This is a genomic window from Curvibacter sp. Hmag1.1, from assembly GCF_059769165.1.
In genome coordinates this window covers 1,645,147-1,669,191 of record NZ_JBMBGX010000002.1, presented here as the reverse complement: position 1 = coordinate 1,669,191, position 24,045 = coordinate 1,645,147, and the positions used below count along the sequence as shown (strand labels likewise).

The window sequence follows — 24,045 nt, the reverse complement described above, 5'->3', positions numbered from 1 at the left end:
CATGGCTGTCATTAAAATGAAACCAACTTCCCCAGGCCGTCGTGGCGTGGTGAAGATTTCGCGTGACCACCTGTACAAGGGTGCGCCTCATGCAGCTTTGTTGGAACCCCAGTTCCAGCAAGCCGGCCGTAACAACAACGGCCACATCACTACCCGTCACAAGGGTGGTGGTCACAAGCATCACTACCGCGTAGTGGATTTTGTCCGTAACAAGGATGGCATCCCCGCGAAAGTGGAACGCATTGAGTACGATCCAAACCGCTCCGCACACATCGCATTGGTGTGCTACGCAGACGGCGAACGCAAGTACATCATCGCCCCACGTGGCTTGGAAGTCGGCGCAACCATTCAAAACGGTTCCGAAGCTCCCATCCGCGTTGGCAACACATTGCCTATCCGCAACATTCCAGTGGGTTCCATCATCCATTGCGTAGAGTTGCAAGTGGGCAAGGGTGCTCAGATCATCCGCTCTGCCGGTACTTCCGCCACACTGTTGGCTCGTGAAGGCACATACGCCCAGGTGCGTGTGCGTTCCGGAGAAGTCCGCAAGATCCACATCGACTGCCGCGCGACCATCGGTCAAGTGGCCAACGAAGAGCACAGCCTGCGCCAGTTGGGCAAGGCCGGTGTGAAGCGTTGGATGGGTATTCGCCCAACCGTCCGTGGTGTGGTGATGAACCCTGTTGACCACCCACACGGTGGTGGTGAAGGCAAGACCGGTGAAGGCCGTCATGCAGTCGATCCTTGGGGTAATCTGACCAAGGGCTACCGTACCCGTAACAACAAGCGCACGCAGGTCATGATCGTGTCGCGTCGCAAGAAGTAAGGGGTAGGTAAATGACTCGTTCACTGAAAAAAGGTCCTTTCGTCGACCATCACCTGATTGCCAAGACTGAAAAGGCCGTGGCAACCAAGGACAAGAAGCCGATTAAGACTTGGTCCCGTCGCTCCATGATCTTGCCCGAGTTCATCGGCTTGACCATCGCCGTTCACAACGGCAAGCAGCACGTGCCTGTCTATATCACCGATCAAATGGTTGGCCACAAGTTGGGTGAGTTCGCGCTCACACGTACTTTCAAGGGTCACCCTGCGGACAAAAAAGTCCAGAAGAAATAAGGAGGTGACCATGGAAACTCGTGCAACCCTTCGTGGCGTCCGTTTGTCTGTTGACAAGGGTCGTCTGGTCGCGGACCTGATCCGCGGCAAGAAAGTTGATCAAGCTCTGAACATCTTGCAATTCACACAGAAAAAAGCTGCTGTGATTATCAAGAAGGTTCTGGAGTCCGCTATTGCCAATGCTGAACACAACGACGGCGCTGACATCGACGAATTGAAGGTGAAAACCATCTACGTTGAGCAAGGTGCTTCTTTGCGTCGCTTCACAGCCCGTGCAAAGGGTCGTGGCAATCAAATCCGCAAGCCCACGTGCCATGTGTACGTGACGGTTGGAAACTGAAAGAGGCCAGGAAGATATGGGACAAAAAATCCACCCAACCGGCTTTCGTTTGGCGATCAGCCGTAACTGGTCTTCTCGCTGGTACGCAAGCAACCGTGATTTCGCCGGCATGTTGTCGGAAGACATCAAGGTTCGTGAGTACCTGAAGGCCAAGCTCAAGAACGCTTCTGTGTCTCGCATTCTGATCGAGCGTCCTGCCAAGAACGCACGTATCACCATTTTCTCGGCACGTCCGGGTGTGGTGATCGGCAAGAAGGGTGAAGACATCGAAAACTTGAAGCGTGACCTCGGCAAGCAATTGGGCGTGCCAGTGGCAGTGAACATCGAAGAAGTGCGCAAGCCTGAAATCGATGCAAAGCTGATTGCTGACAGCATCACCCAACAGCTCGAAAAGCGCATCATGTTCCGTCGCGCCATGAAGCGTGCCATGCAAAACGCTATGCGTTTGGGCGCTCTGGGTATCAAGATCATGTCGTCTGGCCGTTTGAACGGTATCGAAATTGCACGTACCGAGTGGTATCGCGAAGGCCGCGTGCCTTTGCACACACTGCGTGCTGATATCGACTACGGTACATCTGAAGCCAAGACAACATACGGCATCATTGGCGTGAAGGTTTGGGTCTACAAGGGTGATACCTTGGGACGCAACGATCTGCCAGCAGCCGTTGAGCCTCGCGCTGAAGAAGAGCGTCGTCCACGCGGTCCCCGCCGTGACGATCGTGGTGCACGCCCAGGCGCTGCTCCTCGTGGTGCACGTCGTCCCGCAGGTGGCAATGCCGCTCCTGCTGATGGCAGCGACAAACCCGCTGAAGCACTTGGTGCTGACGCTAAACCCGCCGTTAAGCGCGTTCGCAAAGTCGCCGCGCCAGCTGCAGCAGCTGACGGTAAAGGAGAATAATCATGTTGCAACCCGCTCGCCGGAAATACCGCAAAGAGCAAAAGGGCCGTAACACCGGTATCGCAACCCGCGGAAGCTCGGTTGCCTTCGGTGACTTCGGTCTGAAATGTACTGACCGCGGCCGTCTGACGGCTCGCCAGATTGAAGCTGCACGTCGTGCAATTTCCCGTCACGTGAAGCGTGGTGGCCGTATCTGGATCCGCGTGTTCCCTGACAAGCCGATTTCCCAGAAGCCTGCTGAAGTGCGTATGGGTAACGGTAAAGGTAACCCCGAGTACTACGTGGCTGAAATTCAGCCCGGCAAGATTGTGTTCGAGATCGTCGGCGTGCCCGAAGAACTTGCTCGCGAAGCTTTCCGTTTGGCCGCTGCGAAGCTGCCACTGCGTACTACATTTGTCAGCCGCATGATCGGCCAGTAATTCAGGAGATATCGAAATGACGAAAGCTGCTGAACTGCGCCAAAAAGACGTTGCTGGCCTGCAAAACGAAGTTAAAGAGCTGCAAAAAGCCCACTTTGGCCTGCGTATGCAAAAAGCCACGCAACAGATCAACAACACCGCTTCGGTGCGCATTGCGCGCCGTGACATTGCTCGCGCCAAGACTATTCTTGTCGAGAAGCAAAGCGCTGAAAAATCCGCCAAATAAGGAGCGATAAATGACGGAAGCTAAAAAATCCCTCAAGCGCACCTTGATCGGCAAGGTGGTCAGCGACAAGCGTGCTAAGACAGTGACCGTGCTGATTGAGCGCCGTGTGAAGCACGAGCTCTACGGCAAGATCGTTGCAAAGACCAGCAAGTACCACGCCCACGACGAAAAGGGCGAGTACAAGTTGGGCGATGTGATCGAGATCACTGAGAGCAAGCCCATTTCCAAAACCAAGAACTGGGTTGCTACCCGCTTGGTGGAAAAGGCAGCTGCGGTTTAAGTCTATAAGACTTGGTCACTGCAGTTGAATAAGAAACGGCCCACAATGTGGGCCGTTTTCATTGGTACTTACACATTGCATAAGGAGCAAACATGATTCAAGTAGGCGATACCCTTCCCGCGACCACATTGATGGAGTATTCCGAAGTGGAAGGCGAAGGCTGCAGCATTGGTCCCAACCCCGTGGATGTTGCAAAGGCTACAGCTGGCAAGACGATCGCTCTGTTTGCCCTTCCCGGCGCCTTTACACCTACCTGCTCTGCGAAACACGTTCCAGGCTATGTGGAAAGCGCAGAAGCCTTCAAGGCTGCGGGTGTGGATGAGATCTGGTGTGTCAGTGTGAATGACGCCTTCGTGATGGGCGCTTGGGCGCGCGACCAGAAGACCGGCACCAAGGTCCGTATGCTGGGTGATGGCGATGCAACCTTCACCAAAGCCACCGGCCTCACCCTGGATCTGACAGGCAAGGGTCTCGGCTTGCGTAGCAACCGCTACTCCATGCTGGTCAAGGATGGAAAGGTGGCTACCTTGAACGTGGAAGCTGCTGGCAAATTCGAAGTGAGCGACGCCGGCACCTTGTTGGCCCAAGCGAAGGCCTGATGACTTGACGCAGGGCCTAGAGCTCTGCCTTTAAATAGTGCGCCCCCGCTATCGGGTTGAAATAGTAGGGGGGCACTTCTTCAAAGCCCAGCTCCGCATACAAAGCTCGGGCAGTTTCCATATCATCCAAGGTATCCAACAAGATGCAATCGTAGCCTCTGGCGCGGGCAGCATCCATGATGGTCTCTGCGAGCAGGCGCCCGATTCCCAAACCGCGATGGCCCGGCTTCACAAACAGCCGCTTCATTTCGGCGGCGTTGGGGTAGTCCGCAGTGTCAAGTGGTCTGAGAGCACAGCACCCAGCCCAAGCATCATCCACCTCAGCCAGAAGCAATGCGCCCCTTGACGCGTCGTAGTCTCCGGGAAGGCCGCTCAATTCTGCTGAAAAATTCTGGAAACACAGATCCACCCCCAATTGGCTGGCGTATTCCTGGAAAAGCTCGCGCACTGCATCGAAATCGGCAGCGGTTTCAGCGAAACGAATTTTGGGAACGGGGAGAGGTGCGGACATGGGGGATGAACAGGACGCTGAAAATCTGCGCTAGGCGCACAGCATCACTTTATCACCGCCAAAAACCACCAGCGCAACCTGCCTGATGGCGAAGAGCCCCTCATTGCTTGCCCGAGCGGAACGACTCACGTTTCCTGGAGCAATTTCTCAATCAAACGGTGCAATTCTGCGAAGTCCGGCTGGCCGACATAGCGCTTTACGATCTCTCCGCGCTTATCCACGAGGTAACTGGTGGGCGTTAAGGTGACCTCGCCCCAAGACTTTGCGACAGCGCCGGTGTTGTCAATCGCCACATCGAACGGCAATTTGCGTGTCTGCGCGAAGTTGACCACGTAGCTGGGCGGATCGTAAGCCATGGCCACCGCAATCATGTTGTAGCCCTTGCCCTTGTACTTCTCATAGGTCTCTACCATGTGCGGCATCTCGGCCACACAAGTTGTACAGCTCGTCGCCCAGAAATTCACCAGGGTGACACGCCCGCGCAGGTCTTTGGTCTGCAACTGGCTACCATCGAGCAGAACGAAGGTGGACGCAGGTGCATCGTGTTTGCTGGTGGTCAAAAAAGCGGCTGCGCCTACGACGCAAGCCGCTACGATGCTACCCAACACCCAATGTTTTTTCATACGCAGGAAGTTCTCATGGATCGTCGCCAGTTTAATTCTTTCTCACTCGGTGCAGTCGGCTTGTGGGCCACCTTGGCACACCAACACGCCTATGCGTTGACATTGGCAGAACTGACCAACGCCGATGCCACCAAGGGACTGAAGGCCGCGCTCGACAAAGGCGCTTCCGCAGCCATTTCTCAGCTTGGAGTGTTGGATGGATTCCTCGGAAACGAAAAAGTTCGCATCAACCTGCCTTCGTATCTGGAAGATGCTGCCAAGCTCTTGCGTACCTTCGGACAGGGCGCTCGCGTGGACGAGCTGATTACTTCCATGAACCGTGGCGCAGAAGCGGCCGTCCCGATGGCCAAAGATGTGTTGACCAAAGCCGTACAAGGCATGACCGTTCAAGATGCCAAAGGCATTCTGGGCGGCGGGGACACCGCCGTCAGCCAGTTCTTCGCTGAAAAGACGCGAGCTCCCTTGGCAGTTAAGTTCCTGCCCATCGTGACTCAGGCAACCGCCAAGGTCGGTATGGCGGACAAATACAACCAACTGGCAGGCAAAGCGTCCGAACTCGGATTGATGAAAAAGGAAGATGCCAATATCCAGCAGTATGTGACGGCCAAAACACTGGATGGTCTGTATTTCATGATTTCCGAGGAAGAAAAGAAGATCCGTCAGAACCCGGTCGCCTACGGCAGCAGCATCTTGACCAAAGTGTTCGGCGCGTTGAAATGACGGGGTGGTCCGCGGTGTGTCTGCGCATGGGGGGGCTGCTCACGCTGGCGGCTTTGCAAGCATGTACGCCGGCGTTGAATTGGCGTCAGGTCCAACTGCAGGACTTGAAGGCGCGCCTTCCTTGCAAGGCCGACACAGCGACCCGTCCGGTCCCCCTGGCCGCCACGCCACTTGATTTGCAGATGATGGGTTGCGAGGCGGATGGGGCCCTATTCGCCATCAGCCATGTACGCGCTCAGGACACCGAGGCAGCCACCCAAGTAGTGCAGCAATGGAGAGCATTTGCACTGCAGGCGCTGCGCACGGAGGCTTCTCAACCCGCATCGTGGCAAGCACCAGCGTGGGCCACGCAAGCCGTATCGCTGCGTGCAGATGGCCAAAATCCGAAAGGACAGCCCGTGCAAGCCCGCCTGACATGGATACGCCGTGGCGCAGATGTCTATCACCTCGCGGTGTATGCAGAGACGCTGACGGAGTCCATTACGCAACCCTTTCTTGAAGACCTGCAAACCCCATGAATCTTCTAACTCGCCAGCGCGCCATTGCCGTGTTCGTCGCGTTTGCGCTGGCGTACTTCTTGTCGGCTTTGATCCGCGCCATCACTGCCACCATTGCACCTACCCTGGTAGCTGAATTCCAACTCCGCTCGGCAGACCTCGGTCTGCTCGCAGGCGGTTACTTTCTGGGCTTTGCCGCCATACAACTCCCCTTGGGGCGATGGCTCGACCGCCATGGCCCGCGCAAAGTCGAACTCGCCTTTCTGGGCGCGGCTCTCGCAGGTTGCATAGCCTTTGCAAAGGCAGACGGATTCCAGGGTCTGTTGCTCGCGCGCATCTTGTGTGGTGTGGGCGTGTGTGCCTGCCTGATGGCACCGCTGACCGGTTACCGCCGCTGGTATGCCCCGGAGCAGCTCATGCGCGCGAACTCATGGATGTTGATGGTCGGCGCTTTCGGCATGGTTGCCTCAACTCTGCCGGTTCAGTGGCTGTTACCCGCCATCGGATGGCGAGGCATCTTTCTGCTGCTCGCAGCTTTGGTTGCCATCAGCATGGCCGTGATTGCCTGGCAGGTACCGGCCTGGACAGGACAGAGAGATAGCGAAGCACCCAGTGCCAAGACCAACACCGGGTACAGCGAAGTGTGGCGCAACCCCTATTTCAGAGCCCTGGCTCCATTGGGATTCTTCAACTACGGCGGCCTCGTCGCCATGCAAACCCTGTGGGCCGGCCCCTGGATGACCAAGGTGGCTGGCTACACCGCGGCCGAGGCAGCCACGGGACTCTTCTGGCTCAATGTGGCCATGTTGCTTGCGTACTGGGTGTGGGGCATGGCCAACCCTTGGCTCGCCCGCAAAGGATATGCAGCCGAAATCCTGATTCGCCGGTGGACGCCCTTGACCTTTGCCCTCCTTGCTATATTAATCATAGCTACTCCCGCATATCCGGTGGGTGCCGCTGTCATATTTACTTTGTATTGTGTGGCTACGACAGTCGTGGCACTGGCGCAGCCTGCCGTGGGCATGGCCTTCCGCTCCGAGCTGGCCGGTCGCGCCCTGTCGGCTTACAACCTCGTGATCTTCGCCGGTGTTTTTGCCGTGCAATGGGGAATAGGCCTGTTGCTCGATGCGTTCAAGGTGGCGGGCCTTGCAGAGCCGGCTGCGTACCAATCGGCTTTCGGTGTTTATGGCCTTGCATGCGTGCTTGCTTATCTGGTGGCATGCCGGGCAAAGGCGCCATAATCAAAGCCCACTCTGACTTTGTATGAACACAGGCATCCTCATCATCGCCCATGCACCTCTGGCCAGCGCGTTGCGGGCCTGCGTGTTGCACGTCTATCCGGACGCCGGAGATGGCGTAGTCGCCCTCGATGTGCCCCCGAGTGAGAATCCTGAAATCACGCGGGCGGCCGCCAAAGCCTTGCTCAGCCGCTTCGACACCCCTCAAGCCCTGGTGCTGACCGATGTGTTCGGTGCCACCCCCTGCAACGTGGCGCAGAAAGTCGTGGACGGGCATATGTCCAAGCTTGTGGCGGGCGTGAACCTGCCCATGCTGTTGCGCACCGTGAACTACCGGAACGAAGCTCTGGACGTGCTCGTCACCCGGGCGCTCGCCGGAGGGACCCAGAGCATCATGCAAGTCGCCGTGACGGCACCCCAGAACCAACATCGCAAAACCCATGATCAGCACCAACACGACCATAGTCAATAAACTGGGCCTGCACGCACGCGCTTCCGCCAAATTCACCAAGTTGGCCGGCAGCTTCCCCTGCGAAGTCTGGATGTCCCGTGGCGAACGCCGCGTGAATGCCAAGAGCATCATGGGCGTCATGATGCTGGCAGCCGGCATCGGCTCCGAGATCACGCTGGAGACCCACGGTGAGCGCGAACAGGAAGCCATGGACGCGCTGCTTGCACTCATCAACGACAAGTTCGGAGAAGGCGAATGACTTCCACAGGCGGTGCAGGGCCGTCCCAAGCCGCTTGCGCCCCCTTGGGGGGCAGCGAACCACGCGTAGCGGGGAGCGTGGGGGCATGACATTCTCTATCCACGGTCTGGCCGTCTCGCGCGGCATTGCCATCGGCCGTGCCGTGCTTGTGGCGTCCAGTCGCGTGGATGTGGCGCACTACTTCATCCAACCTGAAGAGGTCGAGGCCGAGATTGCCCGCGTCCGTGCCGGGCGCGACGCCGTGGTTGAAGAAATCGCTCGCCTGCAGGCCAGCATCAGTCGCATGGGCCCCAAAGAGGCACCTACCGAATTGGCGGCCTTGCTCGACGTGCACCTGATGCTGCTGCAGGATGAAGAGCTGGTCGGCGGCGTCAAGCACTGGATTACCGAGCGCCTGTACAACGCCGAATGGGCGCTGACCACCCAGCTTGAGATCGTGGCCCGCCATTTCGACGAGATGGAAGATGCCTACCTGCGCGAACGCAAGGCGGACATGGAGCAAATCTGTGAACGCGTGCTGCGAGCCATGAAGGGCGCACAGTCTCCGGTCGTACAACCCACCCAACGCGGTGGCCGCAAGGGCTCTCAGCAGGACCTGTTGCTGGACGACACGGTGGATGTGCCGTTGGTGCTCATTGCGCATGACCTGTCCCCGGCCGACATGCTGCAGTTCAAGCAAAGTGTGTTTGCCGGCTTCATCACCGACGTGGGCGGCAAAACTTCGCACACCGCCATCGTGGCACGCAGCATGGACATTCCCGCCGTGGTGGGGGCTCGCACCTGCAGCCAATTGGTGCGGCAGGACGATTGGGTCATCATCGATGGCGACGCCGGCGTGGTCATCGTGGACCCGTCCCCCATCATCCTGGCCGAATATGGCTTTAAGCAGCGTCAAGGCGAATTGGAGCGTGGGCGCTTGCAGCGTTTGCTGCACACCCCGGCTGTCACCATGGATGAAGAAAAGATCCAGTTGCTGGCCAATATTGAAATGCCGGAGGACGCCCAACACGCCCTCAAAGCCGGCGCGCTGGGTGTGGGCCTGTTCCGCAGCGAGTTCCTGTTCATGGGGCGCCACGGCAAATTGCCGGATGAAGAAGAGCAGTACCAGGCCTACAAAAAAGCGGTCGAAGGCATGCAAGGCCTGCCGGTCACCATCCGCACCGTGGACGTAGGTGCCGACAAGCCGCTGGACGAATCGGTGCGCGACGACGCCCACCTGAACCCCGCGTTGGGCTTGCGGGCCATCCGCTGGAGCCTGGCAGACCCTGCCATGTTCCTCACCCAGCTCCGTGCCATTTTGCGGGCGGCGGCCCACGGCAAAGTGCGTTTGCTCATACCCATGCTCGCGCATGCCAGCGAAATCCGGCAGACGCTGGCGCATGTGGATCAAGCACGCGCGCAACTTGACCGTCGCGGTCTGGCCTACGGCCCCGTGCAATTGGGTGCCATGATCGAGATTCCGGCCGCTGCGCTGAGTCTGCAGCTGTTCTTGAAGTATTTCGACTTTCTCTCCATCGGCACCAACGACTTGATCCAGTACACGCTGGCGATTGACCGGGCCGATGAGTCGGTAGCCCATTTGTATGACCCTTTGCATCCGGCCGTGCTGCGTCTGGTAGCCGACACCATTGCTGAATGCCGTGCCCAGGGCAAGGACGTAAGCGTGTGCGGTGAGATGGCCGGGGACGTGACCCTGACCCGCTTGCTATTGGGTCTGGGGCTGCGCAGCTTCTCCATGCACCCCGCACAGATTCTGGCCGTCAAGCAAGAAATCCTGCGCTCGGACACCAGCAAACTGGCGGCGTGGGCCCAGCGGGTCCGAACGGCGGAAGACCCCGCCCTGGAGTTGGCGGGCGGCTACGTGTGAGTGCAGTGCGCTGCGCTATGTTTTTTATAGCTGCTCGCGCATATTCCATGGGCGCTAGCGCCACATTTCATTGAATTATGGTTTGGCGCGTGAACCCAAAATAGCTGCCCCCACGATCATGGCGGCAGCCAACGCCACACTGGCGCTAGGCCACTCGCCTCGTATCCAGAGCAGACCCAGGGTGGACAGCAACGGTGTCAAAAATGACAACACGCCGATGGTGCGTGCATCCCCGCGTTTGAGCGCCGCATCCCAGAGGTAAAACGCGCCGCCCAAAGGGCCCAGGCCTAACGCCGCCAGAAGCTGCCAATCGTGTGTACTTAGCGTGACGGATGGCTCCAGGAGCATGTGGCACAGCAGCGAGAGCAGCCCCGACACCAGCCCGAACAAGCCAATGGCCGCATTCGGGAAGGGTGGCACCCGCCGCGTCATCAGTGAATAACTTGCCCAGACGAATGCAGAGGCCATGGCCGGCAGGTAACCCCAGGCCCATCCGCCCATGTCACTGCCCGCATGACGGCCGCCCAGAATGGCCAATGCCGCACCTGCAAAGCCCAGCAAGGCTGCGGCTACGTGCAGCGCACGCAGACGCATACCGGGCAGAAACAGCGGGGCCATCAACACAATGCCCAGCGGCCACAGGTAGTTCACCAGGTTGGCTTGCACCGGTGGCGCATGGCGCAGGGCGATAAACAGCAAAAAGTGAAATCCGAACAGCCCGTACACCCCCAGTGCCAAGGTGGTGGCGGGCACCTTCCATTCGCTTACCCGCCCGCGCGATAGCACCAGGCCGATCACGCTGCCGATGACCAAGCCCACTCCAGTGAGCAGAAATGGCGGCACGTGGCCCAGAGAAACCCCCAAGGGGGCCAGGCTGCCCCAGAGGGCGATAGCGGCAAGCGCGAGAAGAGAGGCGTTCATTCGCTGAAGCTTAGCCGCACCGCATTCTCAATCCGGGGTATGCGGTTCAGGCCAGTCGCTGGTCGGTGGAAGGGCGCTTCCACAGGTTGATGCCGCCGTCCACCGCGTGGCCATCAATCGCAGCCAACTCTTCCGCGCTGAAATTCAGATTGCCCATGGCGCCCACCAGGTCCACGATCTGCTCGGGCTTGCTGGCGCCTATCAGCGCGGAGGTGACGCGTGCATCGCGCAACACCCACGCAGTGGCCATCTGGGCCAGGCTCTGGCCGCGGGCTTGGGCGATCTCGTTGAGGGCGCGCACATGCTTGAGGTTTTGCTCACTCAAATGGTCCTGCTTGAAGGAGCCACCACCCGGGCGGTTGATGCGCGCGTCTGCAGGCACACCGTTGAGGTACTTGTTGGTCAGCAGGCCCTGTGCCAGCGCGCTGAAGGCGATGCAGCCCATGCCGGTTTCATCCAGCGCGTCCAGCAGGTCTTCCTCGATCCAGCGGTTCATCAGGCTGTACGACGGTTGGTGAATCAGCATGGGCACGCCCATGCTCTTCAAGATGGCTGCCGCTTCGCGGGTTTTGGCGCCGGAGTAGCTGCTGATGCCGGCGTAGAGGGCCTTGCCCTGTTGCACAGCGGTGGCCAGCGCGCCCATGGTTTCTTCCAGCGGGGTGTCCGGGTCAAAACGGTGGCTGTAGAAGATATCCACGTACTCCAGGCCCATGCGCTTCAAGCTCTGGTCCAGGCTGGCCAGCACGTATTTGCGCGAGCCACCGCCCTGTCCATAAGGGCCGGGCCACATGTCGTAACCGGCCTTGCTGGAGATGATCAGCTCGTCACGGTAGGGCATGAAATCGCGGCGAAGGTGTTCGCCAAAATTGGTTTCAGCGCTGCCATACGGGGGGCCGTAGTTGTTGGCCAGATCGAAGTGGGTGATGCCCAAATCGAAGGCGGTACGCAGCATGTCGCGCTGAGTCTGGAACGGTGTGGCATCACCGAAGTTGTGCCACAGGCCCAGCGACACCGCTGGAAGTTTGAGGCCGCTTTTGCCGCAAGTGCGGTAGGGAACACGTCCGTCGTATCGGTCAGAGGCTGCGTGGTACATGGTGTGTTGGATGGGTGAAAGTGACAACTGAGGATCGCTATTGTTGTTCATTTTTTATGCGCTTAAATTCAGAAGCGGAATGCCCCGATTTCTGTCGATGTCACGGGAGTTGGAGTCGGTCTCCCTGCATACTCCACGCCATGAACTTGAACGAATCAGACATGAAGACCCAGGAGCCCCGTCTCTGGATCAGCGACGGCTGGACGGCCCGCGTGGTGAAAAACGAAGACGACGATGGATGGGCGGTCGCGATGACGGCCGACGGTGCCTCGGAGCCCGCGCTGGTCGGCCCCTGGACAATGGGGCGCGACAAAAAGAACCCCAAGCCGCTGGACCAGAGTGCCTTTTTGACCTTGGTGAAAACGGCGCGTGAATTCGTGCGCCGCAGCGAACAGCAGTTGCACGCCACCCTGCATCAGAGTCTGGAAGTGGCAGCCGGTGAAGGGCGCGTAAGGGTCTATCTAGACATCGAACCCGATGACGAAAACCCCAGCGCCACACTGACTGCCCGTGACGAAGGTGACGATCTGTTGGCGCAGGTCAAAGTGTCCCCTGCCTTCAAGCTGAGCCGCGCCAGCGCAGTGGCCTGGGTGGAGAGTGGCTACGCCAAGCCTTGAAGCAAAAATAGCTGCTGGCGCACAGTGCGTGTGCGCGAGCAGCTATTGAATTGGTAGCGCTTTGGGGTTCAGACCGCAGGTGCACTTGTGAACGATCAGTTGATTTTGAGAAAATAGCCCTCGATTTGGATAAAAAAATCAGAAGTTAATGAGAACATATCCAGAAGTTAATGATTCTGGATTGAAACACGGCCTCCGAATCGCTAGACTGGCTATATGCCCGTTCGCAAAATTCCCAAAAACCACCTCTTCGTCACAGGAGGTTACTCCAGCCGCAAAAATATGGAGATGGATGCGTTCGAGTCCTTGTTGGAGAAAGACTACCTTCTGCTTCTGGACTTTGACGACACAGTGGAGTCATTTGAGGTGCAGCCGGTTCATATTCCGGTGAAGGGCGTACCGCGTGGCTATGTGCCGGACATACTTGTGAAATACAGGCCAGATCCCGAAACGGGTGAATGTCAGCGCCCCTTATTGGCAGAAGTGAAGCACAGTGACTTCCTCAACAAGCATTCCGTCAAATACGCACCCAAGTTCGCCGCTGCCGTGCTTTTCGCGGAGAACCTGGGATGGGAATTTCGTACGGTCGATGAATCGGATATCCGTGTACCAAGGTTGAAGAACATCAAGTTTCTGAGGGAGTACCGCAATGTCAACCTGTCTGCGGATGACTGCGACCGAGTAAATCAGGTCATAGAAATCCAAGGCGGTAACTCTTCATCTGACCGTGTACTTTCAGTACTGGCGCCAACGGATGATGCCCGACTGTATTGGCTGCCTGTAATCTGGGCCATGGTTCAACAAAAAAAGCTCCTTACGGACTTGAATATTCCGTTTGCCAGTGACGTCGCACTTCGTTCCAATGGGAGCGTTTCTTGAGCAATAAAGCCACTCCAACTCAGTACTGGATCAGCAAAGGCGCTACGGTGACCAATGCTGGCCGCGAATATGTCATCTTGAACCTTGCCGACATCAATTTAGTCCTCGCCAGAGATGTTGAGACCGGCAACAAAGTACTACTCAGAATTGGCGATCTAGGACCGCCAACGCAAGTGCCTGCAAAACCCGGTGCAGTGACTACAGAAATGGATTTACTGCAGGCCACCGAGTTTGACTGGGCTGTTGCCAAAAAGAGGCGAGAGTGGATTGAGCCTTTGCTCCTCAATCACTATCAGCGCTCTAACGCGGTGTACGACAGGATTGCGGAAGAGGCAGGGGTCAGTAGAGCGACTGTGTACCGATGGGTCACGGCTTACCGGTCCACAGGCATGCTTTCGTCATTGTTGCCTATGTACCGCAATCGCGGGGGTAAATCAAAGTCACGGATCGCGCCAGAGGTTGAGGCCATCATCTCAAAGACACTGAAGGACTTCCACGACACAGACCAACACCGATCCATTGCCGCCACAATCAAAGAGATCCGCAGGCTGTGCTCCAACGCAGAACTAAAGTTGCCCGCGATCAACACCATTCGCGCAAGGATTAGCCAAACCAACGGACCAGAGAGAACTTTGGCACGCTATGGTGCAGCGGTAGCCCACGCCAAGCACCAGCCGATCAAAGGTGTGATACCGGACGCGGAATGGCCATTGAGCATCGTGGAGGTTGACCACACCCAGCTGCCGGTCATGATCGTCGACGATAAGCATCGAAAGTCCATCAAGCGTGCTTGGATAACATTAGCTATCGATGTCTTCAGTCGTGTGTGCCTTGGCATGTTCCTTTCGCTGGAAGCTCCCTCCGCCATGTCAGCGGGAATGTGTATTACCCACGCGATCCTGCCTAAAGAAGCATGGCTCAGGCGCAAAGGGATAAGCAGCATCGAGTGGCCCATGTGGGGTTTGATGGGCGTCCTGCATATGGATAACGCCCGCGAGTTTAGGGGGCACATGTTTAAGGCGGCATGCCGTGTCTATGACATCGACATCCACCTGCGCCCGGTCAAGAAACCTCGCTATGGAGCGCACATTGAGCGTTTGATGGGCACCGTCTCGGAAGGGCTCAAAACCGTGAAAGGGGCGACGTTTTCGGGACCAGACGAACTCTACGAATACGACCCTGAGGGCAATGCCTGCATGACAATGGGCGAGATCGAGAAGTGGCTTGTGCTGTTTTTTGCGAGGTACCACTTGGAGGACCACGGCGGCATTGGTATGCCTCCGTTAGTCAAGTGGCGACAAGGGTTGCTGGGAACCAAAGACAAACCTGGTCGTGGCTTGCCCGCTAGGCGCACGGATGAAGAACTGTTGCGTATCAACTTCACACCCTTCATCGAACGGACTATTCAGGCCTATGGCGTTGTCATCGATGACGTCCATTACTACCACGACATCTTGCGAGCCTGGATGGGCGTCATGGATCCGGAGTTTCCGAAGCACAAGCGCAAATTCAAATTTCATAGAGATCCGCGCGATATCAGCCAACTCTACTTCTACGACGAGATATCCAAGCGCTATGTGGCCATTCCTTACAGGGACAGTAGTCTGCCGCCAGTGAGTATTTGGGAACTGCGCAGTGCTCAGGGTCTCGCCGAGGAGCGAGGTATCTCCAAAGAAAATGAGAAGGCGGTTTTCGCCATCATCAATGAGCAACGCGCGCTCGAAGAGGAAGCTGCGGGCAAAACCAAGGTTGCCCGCCGCGAAGCGCAACGACGCGTAGAGCATGAGAAGACCAGAACTGAGAAGAAAAAGACCATGCCCAATGTCGCAGCTCCAGTTAAGTCTTCAGCGCCACCACCGGCGGTCCGGGGTTATAACCCCGATGATGTGCAAGCATTGGACGACGAATGACCAATTCATCCCAAGCCTATCCGCACCTCAACGACGCTGCCAGGGCATTGATTGACGCTTCGGATGCCGTACGCATCAAGTCGATTCAATCCGGAACTTGGTTGGGATACGCCAGAGCCAAAGAAATACTGGCGCGACTGGAAGAGCTATTGGAATACCCGCGTATTACGCGCATGCCCAATATGTTGCTCGTAGCTCCCTCATTCAACGGCAAGACATCCATTCTGGAGCGTTTTCTGGAACTGCATCCGGTGGATCTGGATGCTGCTGCGGAGATCACGACTTGTCCGGTAGTGATGGTGGAGTCGCCGCCTAACCCGGACGTGTCCGCTTTTTACAGCCGAATCCTTGATGCGCTAATGGCGCTTTACAAGCCTACGAGTTCTCCCCAAGAGAAGAACACTCAAATCAAATTGCTGTTCCGTCAGATGGACGTCAAGATGCTCATCATTGACGAAATCCACCATCTCATCGCCGGCAGCCTTAACAAGCAGCGTGACTTCAGAAATGCCCTGAAAAGTCTCGGCAATGAAACCAAGGTGGTTATCGTGGCGGCGGGTATTGAGGATGCTTACAACGCATTCAATACAGATCCGCAAATGTCCAGCCGGTTTACTCCTGAAGTACTTCCGTTGTGGAAGGCCGATCTAAACTTTGGAACCTTGCTAGCCACTTTGGAGAAGCGAGCGCCGCTTAAGAAAGCCTCCGATCTCAAGTCCCCCGAGAAAATGCAAGCGATCCATGACCGCAGCGAAGGTACCTTGGGCGATATGTGTGATCTCTTCAAGGCTTTGGCGATTGATGCCATCAAGACAGGCGCAGAAGAGATCACTCTCAAACAGATCAATTCGCTGCGCTGGATGCCTCCTTCCAAACGCAAAGAACATCAGCGGTTCTAGCGTGTATGCGAGGCCTGACATCACCGTTATGGCCGATACGCTACAAACCGCTCCCAGACGAGCTTCTTTCCTCATGGCTTGTGCGTCTGGCCAGGGGCCACGGACTACGTGTGCAAACGTTTTGTAATCTGATTTTTGGAAACCAGTTACAGGTCTGGAATCGGGATATTGATCGCTTGGGCCCGAACTGGATTGTTGATGTTTTGGCAGAGCGGACTGGAACACCCATTGAGGTAGCCCGCGCGACTACGTTGCGAAGTTATGAGGGGCGCCTGTACCCGGTGTTTCGTTCATCGGGTGCTCTCCAATGGATCACTACACTGCAACTGTTTCATAGGACACGGCAGGGCTTCGGCATGCAGTACTGTCCACAATGCCTGTTGGAAGATCAGATTCCGTATTTCCGCAAAGAATGGCGCGTGGCGTTTGTGACTACCTGCTACCGTCATCAGTGCATGTTGCGTGACAGATGTGTGGCATGTGGAGCCGGCGTGGCCTTTCACCGGGGGGATATGGGCAATTTGCAAGGCCACCATCGGGAGTCGATTGCCGACTGCTTTGCGTGCGGGGAAAGTTTGGCCGGTGGCTTAGTGGATCCCATTGAGCCTTACGTACCCGCAGTAATGAACTGGTTGTCAGGAATTTATGCTTCAGTAATGTCCAGCGACCTGAGCGCAACAGATTTGAACAATCTCAAAGTGATGCGACAACTGGCACTTTTGTTTCTGTCACGGTATTCAACAGTGAAGCTTCACGACCATGTCTGCGGTGAGCTTGGCTTGCAGCCAGTAGCACTGGCATACGGAAAACTTGGGTTTGAATCACGGCTACTAGTGGAGCGGCACCATGTCATTCAACTGATCGGTTGGATGATGATGGATTTGGAGCCTCGGCTGCGCAGTGCATGGCGGGCAAAAGCTGTGCGTTACAACCACATGCTCAAAGACTTTGACAAAGCACCGCAGTCCTATCTGGAGATTGTTGAGGGCTTTGCAGACTGGCGGGCTGAATGAAAAGAAACCCGCAACCTCCCAAAGAAGAGCCGAAACCACGGTGGAAATTCATATGCCTAGAGTCATTGGCGTTCTGCATTGGCACCCACCGAGCCTGTCAGAAATTTTGTGTTTGAGGCATACCATGTCACCAAGGAGCATGTATGCCGAGCAAGACAAGGAAGGCTGCAGCCGCACAGGCGCTGCCAACGATACCCAAAGAACTCATTGACCAGTTTGTCAATGGCCCCATGAGCGCAGAAGCGGTGAATGCCGCTTCCATGGCCTTCAAGAAGGCGCTGATTGCACGAGCCCTGGGCGCCGAACTCACCCATCACCTGGGCTACGCCCCTGGAGCAAACAAGCCTACTGATGCCAGCAACCACCGCAATGGTGCCACGGGCAAGACCGTCCTGACAGAGGACGGCCCCCTCCGCATCGAGGTTCCCCGCGACCGCGCTGGAAGTTTCGAGCCTTTACTCATCCCCAAGCACGAACGCCGCTTCACGGGCTTTGACGACAAGATCGTGGCCATGGCATGACGATGCGCGAGATTCAGGGCTTCCTGGCCGAGCAGTACGCCACTGAGGTCTCGCCGGAATTCATCAGCTCAGTCACAGATGCGGTGATGACCGAGGTGACAGCCTAGCAGGCACGCCCCCTGGAGCCCGTGTATCCGGTAGTCTTCTTTGACGCCTTGCGGGTGAAGATTCGAGAGGATGCGGTGGTGCGCAACAAGGCCATTTACCTGGCCCTGGGTGTGCAGAGCGACGGAACGCGTGACATTCTGGGTCTGTGGATCGAGAACACCGAAGGTGCCAAGTTCTGGATGAAGGTGTTCAACGACCTCAAAACGCGGGGTGTGAATGACATTCTGATTGCCGTCACTGACGGACTCAAGGGGATGCAGGAGGCACTGGGTGCAGTGTTCTCGGCCACCACGCTGCAAACCTGCATCGTCCACTTGATTCGCAACAGTCTGGACTATGCCAGTTGGAAGGACCGCAAGGCGCTAGCGGCGGCCATCAAGCCCATTTACACAGCGGCCAGTGCAGAGGCAGCCCTGGCGGAATTGGTTGCGTTTGAGACGGGTCCATGGGGTGCCAAGTTTCCCACTGTAGCGGCAGCCTGGAGATGCAACTGGGACAAGGTGATTCCGTTCTTCGCCTTCCCGGCACACATCCGGCGGGTGATCTACACCACCAATGCCATTGAGAGTGTCAATGCCAGGCTTCGCAAGATCATCAAGACACGGGGGCACTTCCCTTCGGACGATGCTGCTTCAAAGTTGATTTGGCTGGCCCTGAGAAACATCACCACCGATTGGGGGCGTGCCAGCAGAGACTGGAAAGAGGCGATGAACCAGTTCGCAATCCTCTACGAAGATCGCTTCACCAACAAAGTCAATTAAGATGAAATCCGCTTGCCCAATACCGTGGGTAAGCAATCCCGCCTCACACACAGAAATTCAGACACTCCCCACCCACCTTTTTCCGTTCTTTTACACGACACACAAGAATTTATTCATGAATTCCGCATTAATTTGCTCTAAATTGTCCTTCAATATACAAAAGCCTCACTTTTGACTCTTCACCTATCAGTTCTATCTCTAGAATAAATTTTGCTTCGTAAATCAATGGCGAAATTTCTGTTCAATCCATTAACAAATTCACCCGAATGGGGGATGGTTTGAAGGGTGTTATTGCGAAAAAATCACTGTTGGTGAGGCCATTTCACTACGAAATGGCTTTGAAAATGACTTACAGGGGGGGTCATTGAGCGCAATGCGATGTCACTCTATCGGGCTGGCAGAGTATCCAGAGCCGTTTCTCCATATGCAAGATCGGTCGAGACAGCAATTCACTTCGTTAATTCGACAATTCGTAGATTGCCCAAAATGAGTTCTGGGTTCTTCATTCCTGATTCGAATGCGCGCTTTTCAACAATGGTTGAGAAACGCTTTGATGTCCTCATTAAAAAACGTGTGTTGCACGGAATTGAAGTATTGCAATTGAGAAACTGGCTCGGCAACTTTCAGTCGGACGAAGCCAGATATCTTGCCGCTCAACTTCTTGATTCGCTGGTATATCGAAGTGACAAGATGCTGGAAAGCAGCTCAAACCATGTCCTTCAAATGATCCTGCCGAACGTGTTGTCCGACGCAGGGGTGTACAAAGCTAGCGATTTGCATACCTTCCTAGAACGAATTGGTAAAGGCGATGCAAGCCTTGGAATTCGATTTGTTGTTGTCGATGGTACCTTCACCAGGGAGCCTGGGAAAAGCGGTAGTACTGTACTTCGCACATTTGGTCGGGCAACCGGTGTGCCAGACTCCTTATTCATGCGCCCCGAAAACTTGAGTGGTTTGGGTAGGGACGTAAGGGCGTTGGTTTTTTTAGATGACTGCTTAGGAACCGGCACGCAGTTCATTAAATACAGTAAGGACTACAAGCTCAAGAATCAATGCGCAATTCGAAAGTTGATTTATGTTCCCTATGTTGCGCATGAAGACGGCATTCGGGCATTGCACAACAACTTCCCTGAACTAATAGTGAGGCCAGCAGAGACGCTAGGAGCGAATTCCGATTTCTTTGCCGCCGATCCTCAGAATCCATCGATTTGGGCGCGTGACAAAAAGAATTCCGTTGCTGACGTAAAAGCGTTTTACAAAAGGATTTTGAAGGATCGAGGTGTGAATCCTAATGAAAGTGAACTCTGCTTAAACCTTTCACTCGCCTTTTCCATGTCCGCGCCGAACAACACGCTCAAAATCTTTCATACCACTGAAGGGCAGTGGTCACGCCTGGTGATAAGGTAGCTAGCTTGATGACTTCCAGAAAAATTGCCGATGCATTTCTAAACAATCGGGCAGAGTTGCTCCCCGACGATGTCTGGGGGCGATATATTGTTCCGCCACTGTTCGGGCGAAAGGCGATTTTTGAAGAACGCAAAGCGCAGCGTATTCAGGGGGGCAGAGGATGTGGCAAGACTATGTTCATCCGGTATTTGTGCCATCCAACACGCTTCAGTCCAACCCGTCGCAATATTTCCAGCGTGGAATTTAGCTGGTTAGGACTGTATTGGCGTCCTGACACTCAGTTCTGCCGATTGATGAAGGAGATCTGGCTTGGGGATAGGGATGCCCAATTGGCCTTTATTCACTATGCTACTTTAGTGATATTAAATGAGGTGGCCTGTTGCATAGACAGCATTGCGAATGCTGATTTGGAGGGCGGTCCTTGTGATTTGCGGAATATGAAGTTGCCGCCAGCGGTGTGTGAATTCCTAGGTGGGAAAGTCGACACTATAGAAGGCTTAAAGGATTTTTCGGCCGTTGAAAGGGCCAAGCTTGAACTCTGGGTTCAGAACCCAAGTCTGGAACGGCCAATCATGCTGAGGTTCGAGTCGGTTCTCGAGCAAATCGCAAACAAACTAGCAACAGCGGATCTTCGACTGAAGAACATATTCTTTCGGATTTTCGTTGATGAGTTCGAGAATCTTGAGGAGCATCAACGACGCTTGGTATGCGATTATGTAAAGCACCCGACAAAGCGCTTCAGCGTGAGCTTTGCAATGAGGCAGCACGCGATTTCGCATTTTCTCACGAGTGGAAGCGAGCAGATAGTTGAAGACCATGACGTCAAGACCATCGATCTTGAAGGTGAGCTCAGCAAGAATGATGGACGCGACTTTCAGCTGGTCGCCGCTGAATTTTTGATCCTTGGGCTGATTCGAAGCGGGCACATCTCCGATGGGGGCGTAGTCACCCAAGAGCGGCTCATGGATGTAGCTTATTTGCCAGAAAGGAATCTGGATAGCTACCGTACAGCGGTGTTAGCCCGGGCCCGCGATGTATTGCCTGCCTTGACCTCTCGCGAAGTCGCAGCCGCTGTCATGACTGATAAGGCATTGTGCAACCGTCTAAAAGAAGCGGTCGATAAGGGACTACGTCTGCATGGCGAAAAGAACTTGAAGAATGACGATTTCTTCAATTCCAAAAGGCCTGAAGCGAGTATTGTTGCTGCTGCTGCTTTGAACAGACTTAAGCCAGGTCCAGCTGAAGTGCATCGGCAAATGAAATTGCTGGACGGCGAAGACGCGGCAAGCAGTTCGTTTCATGGATTGATAGACAACAACTTGCATGGTTGTTTGTTCTATCTCTATATCGGCTTGCCCCGTAGAGCCAACCTTCTTTATGCTGGTTTCGACCGTTTTTGCTCATTAGCATCGCCGAACCTGCGATTCTTCCAGGAGCTGTGTCATGTGGCATTCCTTCTCAATCAGGAGCAACAGGGCAGTGTTCAGAGCACAGCGTTATCTGTAGACGTCCCGGTAGAGCTCCAAGCAGAAGCCGCCGAACAGGTAAGTGAGACTTTCTTGAACGAGATTTTACGTCTTGGTCTGCAAGGAACGCAGCTCTTGGAGATCATGCGACGTCTAGGCCGGTTGTTTGAGGCGGCGCATCGCCGCCCGAGTCAAAGTGAGGTTGAAATTAATCATTTCTCGATCGACGAGTCCGATAGAGTTGGTCTGAGCAAAGAGTCCAAAGACCTGATTACGCAAGCGAAAATTTGGTCAGTTTTCTATGAAGAGCAAGACACCAAAAACAAAAGCAACTACGACTTGGTTCAAACAGACATCATTCCCAATCGAATCTTTTGCCCGTCCTTCGGAATAAGCTATCGAAAGAAGAAGAAACTGACCCTGACCGCGGCTCAAGTTAACACAATCATGACCGGCAGTGGGGAGCAGTTCGATGCCATTCTTCGAGACTACTCAGAGCGCTGGCGTGTTGGCGACGCCCCAGAGACGCCTACCACTCGCGACTTCTTCCAGTAGCCGTATATGCGCATCACCTTCCAAAAAGAATTGGACGAGGGAACAAAAGGACTTCGGACCACCTACGACATCGCATTTTTTGGGCAATGTATAGACGATCGCGGAAAACATTCAATTGACTTAACCAAGTCGGCTTCCAGATTCAGCCACCTGATCAACTACGTCCCTGAGGATTTTGTGCTTGTCAGTGGAGCTGATCGATTCAGAGCGGATGCCTCGAAGGCATTTTGTGCGAAGTTTCCCGGCACAAGCGTATTGCTTGATGCAACAACTCTTGACGTACCTGAGCTGCTACTTCTTTGTCGTCATTACTTTTCTGACAATGCCACCAAACACATTGGATTCATCTACGTTGAGCCAGAAGGCTACAAAAGCAAACTGAGTGCATCTTTCAGTCCTTTTCATCCTATTCCAGGTTTCACCCCTGAACTGAGTTCAACACGTGTTGGTCGTCTACTAGCATTCCTTGGTTTTGAACCAACCAGGCTACACCGTGTATTGTCGGCTGAAGAGGGATCAAATATTAAGGCATTCTCAGTTGCGTTCGGGGTTCCACCGTACAGGGCGAGTTGGGAAATGCGGGCAATGATGCCTAATGCTGACGTGTTGAATGAGCAAAATGCGGCTGAAGATGTGCACTATGTAGGCGCCAATAACCCTTTGGCGGCCTACCGCCTCATTGAGCAGACTTCGAAAACAGTTTCCGATAAATCGGAGCGCCTCATACTGGCTCCTCTGGGTACAAAGCCTGCATCGATTGGCGCAGTGCTATTTGCTGCTTTACATCCTAATGTGCGAATCATGTTTGATTTTCCGCTACGTGCAGCAGATCGGACCTTTGGAGTTGGCCGAATACACCACTATGGCGTGAGCCCAAATTGATGTTTTTTACAGGTGGGTCACCGTCTTCGTGAGCTGATCAATCATTTGAGGTGAAAGGTCCGTGCCTGTGCTATTCGTCAAAATCGACGTGAGCCCAGCGCGGTAGGCCTTATCGCCGGCGTGGCAAGGCGCTGGTTCGAGAACTTGCATAAAGGCTCGCCTGAGTCTTTGTGGCGACGCATTGGGCGCATCGCCTAATGCGGATCTCACGCAACGCCGTACTTTCCAGTGCTGGAGGCCTTCTTCAGAACTGCCGGTCGTGAATAAAAAAGCGGGCTGTACCGAGTGTTCGGTGTTGAGCTTACGTCTGAGGCGAAGGTAAGCCATCATCGTTGGCCTCAAGTGCCCCGGGAGGCGCAGGTGACGCGCCTGCTCACCATCGATTTCCGTCAGAACCTCATCACGTAACAATTTGACTTGATCGAGCTTCATGTTTGCGAGCTCGGACGTCGTTGCGCAGCACCAAAATGCCATGTTGGCGAGGAGTGCATCGCGCAGCTTTCTGTAGTCATGCGTCGTTTCGGTCGCAAGGAGTACGTTCTGAGCTTGGCGTATAAGGTCCAATAAGTTGTAGTTTGCTACCTCTCTTCCTTTTCCCGCGAGCTGCATGACGTTGTCTGGCTTCATGCTCCATTTCTCCCCATTCTTCGCCTTGCCAGTTAGCACCAACCAACGCAAGTATGCCTGGATAATTCGTCTGGTCTGATCGAGACTAGGGCCATTGAGTTTTGTATTCGGTTCGCGTTTTAACAGTCGCTTGCTTGCGACAAATTTCACAAACTCAGCAAGGTCCATATTTTGAAGTTCTGCGAAGCTGGTGACTCGCTTTCGGACGCACACCCACTCCGAGAATCGGTCGATCTCGACTGAATACGACCTTACCGTGTTCGGCTTAAGGTGGCGCTCCTGAATCCAAGATTGCGCGGATTGTTTGAGCAGAAAGTGGAAGCTAGATATGTCTTGCATTGT

General features: G+C 55.3%; 27 protein-coding genes and 1 pseudogene. 23 read left to right on the top strand and 5 right to left on the bottom strand.

Annotated features, from left to right (window positions below):
- Window position 1: 1 nt before the first annotated feature.
- The 8 genes from rplB (at window position 2) to ACOAP0_RS08425 (ending at window position 3,878) form a co-directional block, all read left to right on the top strand.
- Complete coding sequence (rplB, locus tag ACOAP0_RS08460; protein WP_087495490.1) at window positions 2-826, top strand: 50S ribosomal protein L2; 825 nt, start codon at window positions 2-4, stop codon at window positions 824-826.
- Between the two features lie 11 nt (window positions 827-837).
- Entirely contained in the window at window positions 838-1,116 is a 279-nt protein-coding gene (gene rpsS / locus ACOAP0_RS08455; protein WP_087495489.1) for a 30S ribosomal protein S19, read from the top strand.
- 10 nt (window positions 1,117-1,126) lie between these two features.
- On the top strand, window positions 1,127-1,456 hold the full coding sequence (gene rplV / locus ACOAP0_RS08450; protein ID WP_075585605.1) for a 50S ribosomal protein L22: 330 nt from the start codon (window positions 1,127-1,129) through the stop codon (window positions 1,454-1,456).
- Between the two features lie 16 nt (window positions 1,457-1,472).
- On the top strand, window positions 1,473-2,354 hold the full coding sequence (rpsC, locus tag ACOAP0_RS08445) for a 30S ribosomal protein S3 (protein ID WP_087495488.1): 882 nt from the start codon (window positions 1,473-1,475) through the stop codon (window positions 2,352-2,354).
- A 2-nt stretch (window positions 2,355-2,356) separates the two neighbouring features.
- Window positions 2,357-2,773 carry a 50S ribosomal protein L16 gene (rplP, locus tag ACOAP0_RS08440; RefSeq protein WP_087495487.1) on the top strand — a complete coding sequence of 139 codons (417 nt, stop codon included), beginning with the start codon at window positions 2,357-2,359 and terminating at the stop codon, window positions 2,771-2,773.
- A 16-nt stretch (window positions 2,774-2,789) separates the two neighbouring features.
- Complete coding sequence (gene rpmC / locus ACOAP0_RS08435; protein ID WP_087495486.1) at window positions 2,790-2,999, top strand: 50S ribosomal protein L29; 210 nt, start codon at window positions 2,790-2,792, stop codon at window positions 2,997-2,999.
- 10 nt (window positions 3,000-3,009) lie between these two features.
- Window positions 3,010-3,279 carry a 30S ribosomal protein S17 gene (rpsQ, locus tag ACOAP0_RS08430; protein WP_087495485.1) on the top strand — a complete coding sequence of 90 codons (270 nt, stop codon included), beginning with the start codon at window positions 3,010-3,012 and terminating at the stop codon, window positions 3,277-3,279.
- 92 nt (window positions 3,280-3,371) lie between these two features.
- Window positions 3,372-3,878 carry a peroxiredoxin gene (locus tag ACOAP0_RS08425; protein ID WP_313867928.1) on the top strand — a complete coding sequence of 169 codons (507 nt, stop codon included), beginning with the start codon at window positions 3,372-3,374 and terminating at the stop codon, window positions 3,876-3,878.
- 16 nt (window positions 3,879-3,894) lie between these two features.
- Here the strand turns inward: ACOAP0_RS08425 and ACOAP0_RS08420 are convergent, their stop codons facing one another.
- Together ACOAP0_RS08420 and ACOAP0_RS08415 are read right to left on the bottom strand one after the other, a co-directional pair.
- Window positions 3,895-4,389: a GNAT family N-acetyltransferase gene (locus ACOAP0_RS08420; protein ID WP_498374781.1), complete on the bottom strand. Its 495-nt coding sequence runs from the start codon at window positions 4,387-4,389 to the stop codon at window positions 3,895-3,897.
- A gap of 125 nt (window positions 4,390-4,514) precedes the next feature.
- Entirely contained in the window at window positions 4,515-5,012 is a 498-nt protein-coding gene (locus tag ACOAP0_RS08415; protein WP_498374780.1) for a TlpA disulfide reductase family protein, read from the bottom strand.
- A gap of 15 nt (window positions 5,013-5,027) precedes the next feature.
- On the opposite strand from ACOAP0_RS08415, the gene ACOAP0_RS08410 reads away from it, so the two are divergent.
- The 6 genes from ACOAP0_RS08410 to ptsP all read left to right on the top strand — a co-directional run bounded on the left by ACOAP0_RS08410 (window position 5,028) and on the right by ptsP (window position 10,044).
- On the top strand, window positions 5,028-5,732 hold the full coding sequence (locus ACOAP0_RS08410; protein WP_498374779.1) for a DUF4197 domain-containing protein: 705 nt from the start codon (window positions 5,028-5,030) through the stop codon (window positions 5,730-5,732).
- Window positions 5,729-6,250, top strand: a complete 522-nt coding sequence (locus tag ACOAP0_RS08405; protein ID WP_498374778.1) for a hypothetical protein — start codon at window positions 5,729-5,731, stop codon at window positions 6,248-6,250. The genes ACOAP0_RS08410 and ACOAP0_RS08405 overlap by 4 nt, the downstream gene beginning before the upstream one ends.
- Window positions 6,247-7,470, top strand: coding sequence for an MFS transporter (locus tag ACOAP0_RS08400; RefSeq protein WP_498374777.1), 1,224 nt, complete (start codon window positions 6,247-6,249; stop codon window positions 7,468-7,470). Before ACOAP0_RS08405 ends, ACOAP0_RS08400 begins: the two co-directional genes overlap by 4 nt.
- A gap of 22 nt (window positions 7,471-7,492) precedes the next feature.
- Window positions 7,493-7,939 (top strand): PTS sugar transporter subunit IIA, encoded by a 447-nt coding sequence (locus tag ACOAP0_RS08395; protein WP_087495478.1) that lies wholly within the window; start codon window positions 7,493-7,495, stop codon window positions 7,937-7,939.
- The gene (locus ACOAP0_RS08390) at window positions 7,908-8,177 is read left to right on the top strand and encodes an HPr family phosphocarrier protein (protein WP_313867921.1); all 270 of its coding nucleotides are present in this window, start codon (window positions 7,908-7,910) and stop codon (window positions 8,175-8,177) included. Before ACOAP0_RS08395 ends, ACOAP0_RS08390 begins: the two co-directional genes overlap by 32 nt.
- Window positions 8,178-8,262: 85 nt before the next feature.
- Window positions 8,263-10,044, top strand: a complete 1,782-nt coding sequence (ptsP, locus tag ACOAP0_RS08385) for a phosphoenolpyruvate--protein phosphotransferase (RefSeq protein WP_498374776.1) — start codon at window positions 8,263-8,265, stop codon at window positions 10,042-10,044.
- Between the two features lie 75 nt (window positions 10,045-10,119).
- On the opposite strand, the gene ACOAP0_RS08380 is transcribed toward ptsP, so the two are convergent.
- Window positions 10,120-10,965: a DMT family transporter gene (locus ACOAP0_RS08380; RefSeq protein ID WP_498374775.1), complete on the bottom strand. Its 846-nt coding sequence runs from the start codon at window positions 10,963-10,965 to the stop codon at window positions 10,120-10,122.
- Between the two features lie 46 nt (window positions 10,966-11,011).
- Window positions 11,012-12,058: an L-glyceraldehyde 3-phosphate reductase gene (gene mgrA, locus ACOAP0_RS08375; protein ID WP_498374774.1), complete on the bottom strand. Its 1,047-nt coding sequence runs from the start codon at window positions 12,056-12,058 to the stop codon at window positions 11,012-11,014.
- Between the two features lie 140 nt (window positions 12,059-12,198).
- Here mgrA and ACOAP0_RS08370 point away from each other — a divergent pair, with 140 nt between their 5' ends.
- The 9 genes and pseudogenes from ACOAP0_RS08370 to ACOAP0_RS08330 all read left to right on the top strand — a co-directional run bounded on the left by ACOAP0_RS08370 (window position 12,199) and on the right by ACOAP0_RS08330 (window position 23,076).
- The gene (locus tag ACOAP0_RS08370) at window positions 12,199-12,675 is read left to right on the top strand and encodes a hypothetical protein (protein WP_087495473.1); all 477 of its coding nucleotides are present in this window, start codon (window positions 12,199-12,201) and stop codon (window positions 12,673-12,675) included.
- A 216-nt stretch (window positions 12,676-12,891) separates the two neighbouring features.
- Window positions 12,892-13,554, top strand: coding sequence for a TnsA endonuclease N-terminal domain-containing protein (locus ACOAP0_RS08365; RefSeq protein WP_498374773.1), 663 nt, complete (start codon window positions 12,892-12,894; stop codon window positions 13,552-13,554).
- The gene (locus ACOAP0_RS08360) at window positions 13,551-15,464 is read left to right on the top strand and encodes a transposase (RefSeq protein ID WP_498374772.1); all 1,914 of its coding nucleotides are present in this window, start codon (window positions 13,551-13,553) and stop codon (window positions 15,462-15,464) included. Before ACOAP0_RS08365 ends, ACOAP0_RS08360 begins: the two co-directional genes overlap by 4 nt.
- A complete protein-coding gene (locus ACOAP0_RS08355) occupies window positions 15,461-16,363 on the top strand; it encodes a TniB family NTP-binding protein (protein ID WP_498374771.1) in 903 nt (300 codons plus the stop codon). The genes ACOAP0_RS08360 and ACOAP0_RS08355 overlap by 4 nt, the downstream gene beginning before the upstream one ends.
- Window positions 16,364-16,368: 5 nt before the next feature.
- A complete protein-coding gene (locus ACOAP0_RS08350; RefSeq protein WP_498374770.1) occupies window positions 16,369-17,376 on the top strand; it encodes a TniQ family protein in 1,008 nt (335 codons plus the stop codon).
- A 143-nt stretch (window positions 17,377-17,519) separates the two neighbouring features.
- Window positions 17,520-18,766: pseudogene (locus ACOAP0_RS08345) on the top strand (IS256 family transposase).
- A gap of 486 nt (window positions 18,767-19,252) precedes the next feature.
- Window positions 19,253-20,173 carry a phosphoribosyltransferase-like protein gene (locus ACOAP0_RS08340; RefSeq protein WP_498374769.1) on the top strand — a complete coding sequence of 307 codons (921 nt, stop codon included), beginning with the start codon at window positions 19,253-19,255 and terminating at the stop codon, window positions 20,171-20,173.
- Between the two features lie 8 nt (window positions 20,174-20,181).
- Window positions 20,182-22,194, top strand: coding sequence for an ORC-CDC6 family AAA ATPase (locus ACOAP0_RS08335; protein WP_498374768.1), 2,013 nt, complete (start codon window positions 20,182-20,184; stop codon window positions 22,192-22,194).
- Between the two features lie 6 nt (window positions 22,195-22,200).
- Window positions 22,201-23,076: a hypothetical protein gene (locus ACOAP0_RS08330; RefSeq protein WP_498374767.1), complete on the top strand. Its 876-nt coding sequence runs from the start codon at window positions 22,201-22,203 to the stop codon at window positions 23,074-23,076.
- A gap of 6 nt (window positions 23,077-23,082) precedes the next feature.
- Here ACOAP0_RS08330 and ACOAP0_RS08325 read toward each other — a convergent pair whose 3' ends face one another.
- A complete protein-coding gene (locus tag ACOAP0_RS08325; protein WP_498374766.1) occupies window positions 23,083-24,042 on the bottom strand; it encodes a site-specific integrase in 960 nt (319 codons plus the stop codon).
- Window positions 24,043-24,045 lie beyond the last annotated feature (3 nt).

What these genes read in the sequence shown, in the direction of transcription:
- ACOAP0_RS08395 (WP_087495478.1), top strand. Translation starts at nt 7,493, where the DNA reads ATGAACACAGGCATCCTCATCATCGCCCATGCACCTCTGGCCAGCGCG.
- rplP (WP_087495487.1), top strand. Translation starts at nt 2,357, where the DNA reads ATGTTGCAACCCGCTCGCCGGAAATACCGCAAAGAGCAAAAGGGCCGT.
- ACOAP0_RS08325 (WP_498374766.1), bottom strand. Translation starts at nt 24,042, where the DNA reads ATGCAAGACATATCTAGCTTCCACTTTCTGCTCAAACAATCCGCGCAA.
- rpsQ (WP_087495485.1), top strand. Translation starts at nt 3,010, where the DNA reads ATGACGGAAGCTAAAAAATCCCTCAAGCGCACCTTGATCGGCAAGGTG.
- ACOAP0_RS08355 (WP_498374771.1), top strand. Translation starts at nt 15,461, where the DNA reads ATGACCAATTCATCCCAAGCCTATCCGCACCTCAACGACGCTGCCAGG.
- ACOAP0_RS08390 (WP_313867921.1), top strand. Translation starts at nt 7,908, where the DNA reads ATGATCAGCACCAACACGACCATAGTCAATAAACTGGGCCTGCACGCA.
- ACOAP0_RS08380 (WP_498374775.1), bottom strand. Translation starts at nt 10,965, where the DNA reads ATGAACGCCTCTCTTCTCGCGCTTGCCGCTATCGCCCTCTGGGGCAGC.
- rpsC (WP_087495488.1), top strand. Translation starts at nt 1,473, where the DNA reads ATGGGACAAAAAATCCACCCAACCGGCTTTCGTTTGGCGATCAGCCGT.
- rpsS (WP_087495489.1), top strand. Translation starts at nt 838, where the DNA reads ATGACTCGTTCACTGAAAAAAGGTCCTTTCGTCGACCATCACCTGATT.
- ACOAP0_RS08415 (WP_498374780.1), bottom strand. Translation starts at nt 5,012, where the DNA reads ATGAAAAAACATTGGGTGTTGGGTAGCATCGTAGCGGCTTGCGTCGTA.
- rplB (WP_087495490.1), top strand. Translation starts at nt 2, where the DNA reads ATGGCTGTCATTAAAATGAAACCAACTTCCCCAGGCCGTCGTGGCGTG.
- ACOAP0_RS08340 (WP_498374769.1), top strand. Translation starts at nt 19,253, where the DNA reads ATGAGTTCTGGGTTCTTCATTCCTGATTCGAATGCGCGCTTTTCAACA.
- ACOAP0_RS08405 (WP_498374778.1), top strand. Translation starts at nt 5,729, where the DNA reads ATGACGGGGTGGTCCGCGGTGTGTCTGCGCATGGGGGGGCTGCTCACG.
- rpmC (WP_087495486.1), top strand. Translation starts at nt 2,790, where the DNA reads ATGACGAAAGCTGCTGAACTGCGCCAAAAAGACGTTGCTGGCCTGCAA.
- ACOAP0_RS08400 (WP_498374777.1), top strand. Translation starts at nt 6,247, where the DNA reads ATGAATCTTCTAACTCGCCAGCGCGCCATTGCCGTGTTCGTCGCGTTT.
- ACOAP0_RS08335 (WP_498374768.1), top strand. Translation starts at nt 20,182, where the DNA reads ATGACTTCCAGAAAAATTGCCGATGCATTTCTAAACAATCGGGCAGAG.
- ACOAP0_RS08410 (WP_498374779.1), top strand. Translation starts at nt 5,028, where the DNA reads ATGGATCGTCGCCAGTTTAATTCTTTCTCACTCGGTGCAGTCGGCTTG.
- ptsP (WP_498374776.1), top strand. Translation starts at nt 8,263, where the DNA reads ATGACATTCTCTATCCACGGTCTGGCCGTCTCGCGCGGCATTGCCATC.
- ACOAP0_RS08350 (WP_498374770.1), top strand. Translation starts at nt 16,369, where the DNA reads ATGCGAGGCCTGACATCACCGTTATGGCCGATACGCTACAAACCGCTC.
- ACOAP0_RS08425 (WP_313867928.1), top strand. Translation starts at nt 3,372, where the DNA reads ATGATTCAAGTAGGCGATACCCTTCCCGCGACCACATTGATGGAGTAT.
- ACOAP0_RS08420 (WP_498374781.1), bottom strand. Translation starts at nt 4,389, where the DNA reads ATGTCCGCACCTCTCCCCGTTCCCAAAATTCGTTTCGCTGAAACCGCT.
- ACOAP0_RS08365 (WP_498374773.1), top strand. Translation starts at nt 12,892, where the DNA reads ATGCCCGTTCGCAAAATTCCCAAAAACCACCTCTTCGTCACAGGAGGT.
- ACOAP0_RS08370 (WP_087495473.1), top strand. Translation starts at nt 12,199, where the DNA reads ATGAACTTGAACGAATCAGACATGAAGACCCAGGAGCCCCGTCTCTGG.
- ACOAP0_RS08330 (WP_498374767.1), top strand. Translation starts at nt 22,201, where the DNA reads ATGCGCATCACCTTCCAAAAAGAATTGGACGAGGGAACAAAAGGACTT.
- mgrA (WP_498374774.1), bottom strand. Translation starts at nt 12,058, where the DNA reads ATGTACCACGCAGCCTCTGACCGATACGACGGACGTGTTCCCTACCGC.
- rplV (WP_075585605.1), top strand. Translation starts at nt 1,127, where the DNA reads ATGGAAACTCGTGCAACCCTTCGTGGCGTCCGTTTGTCTGTTGACAAG.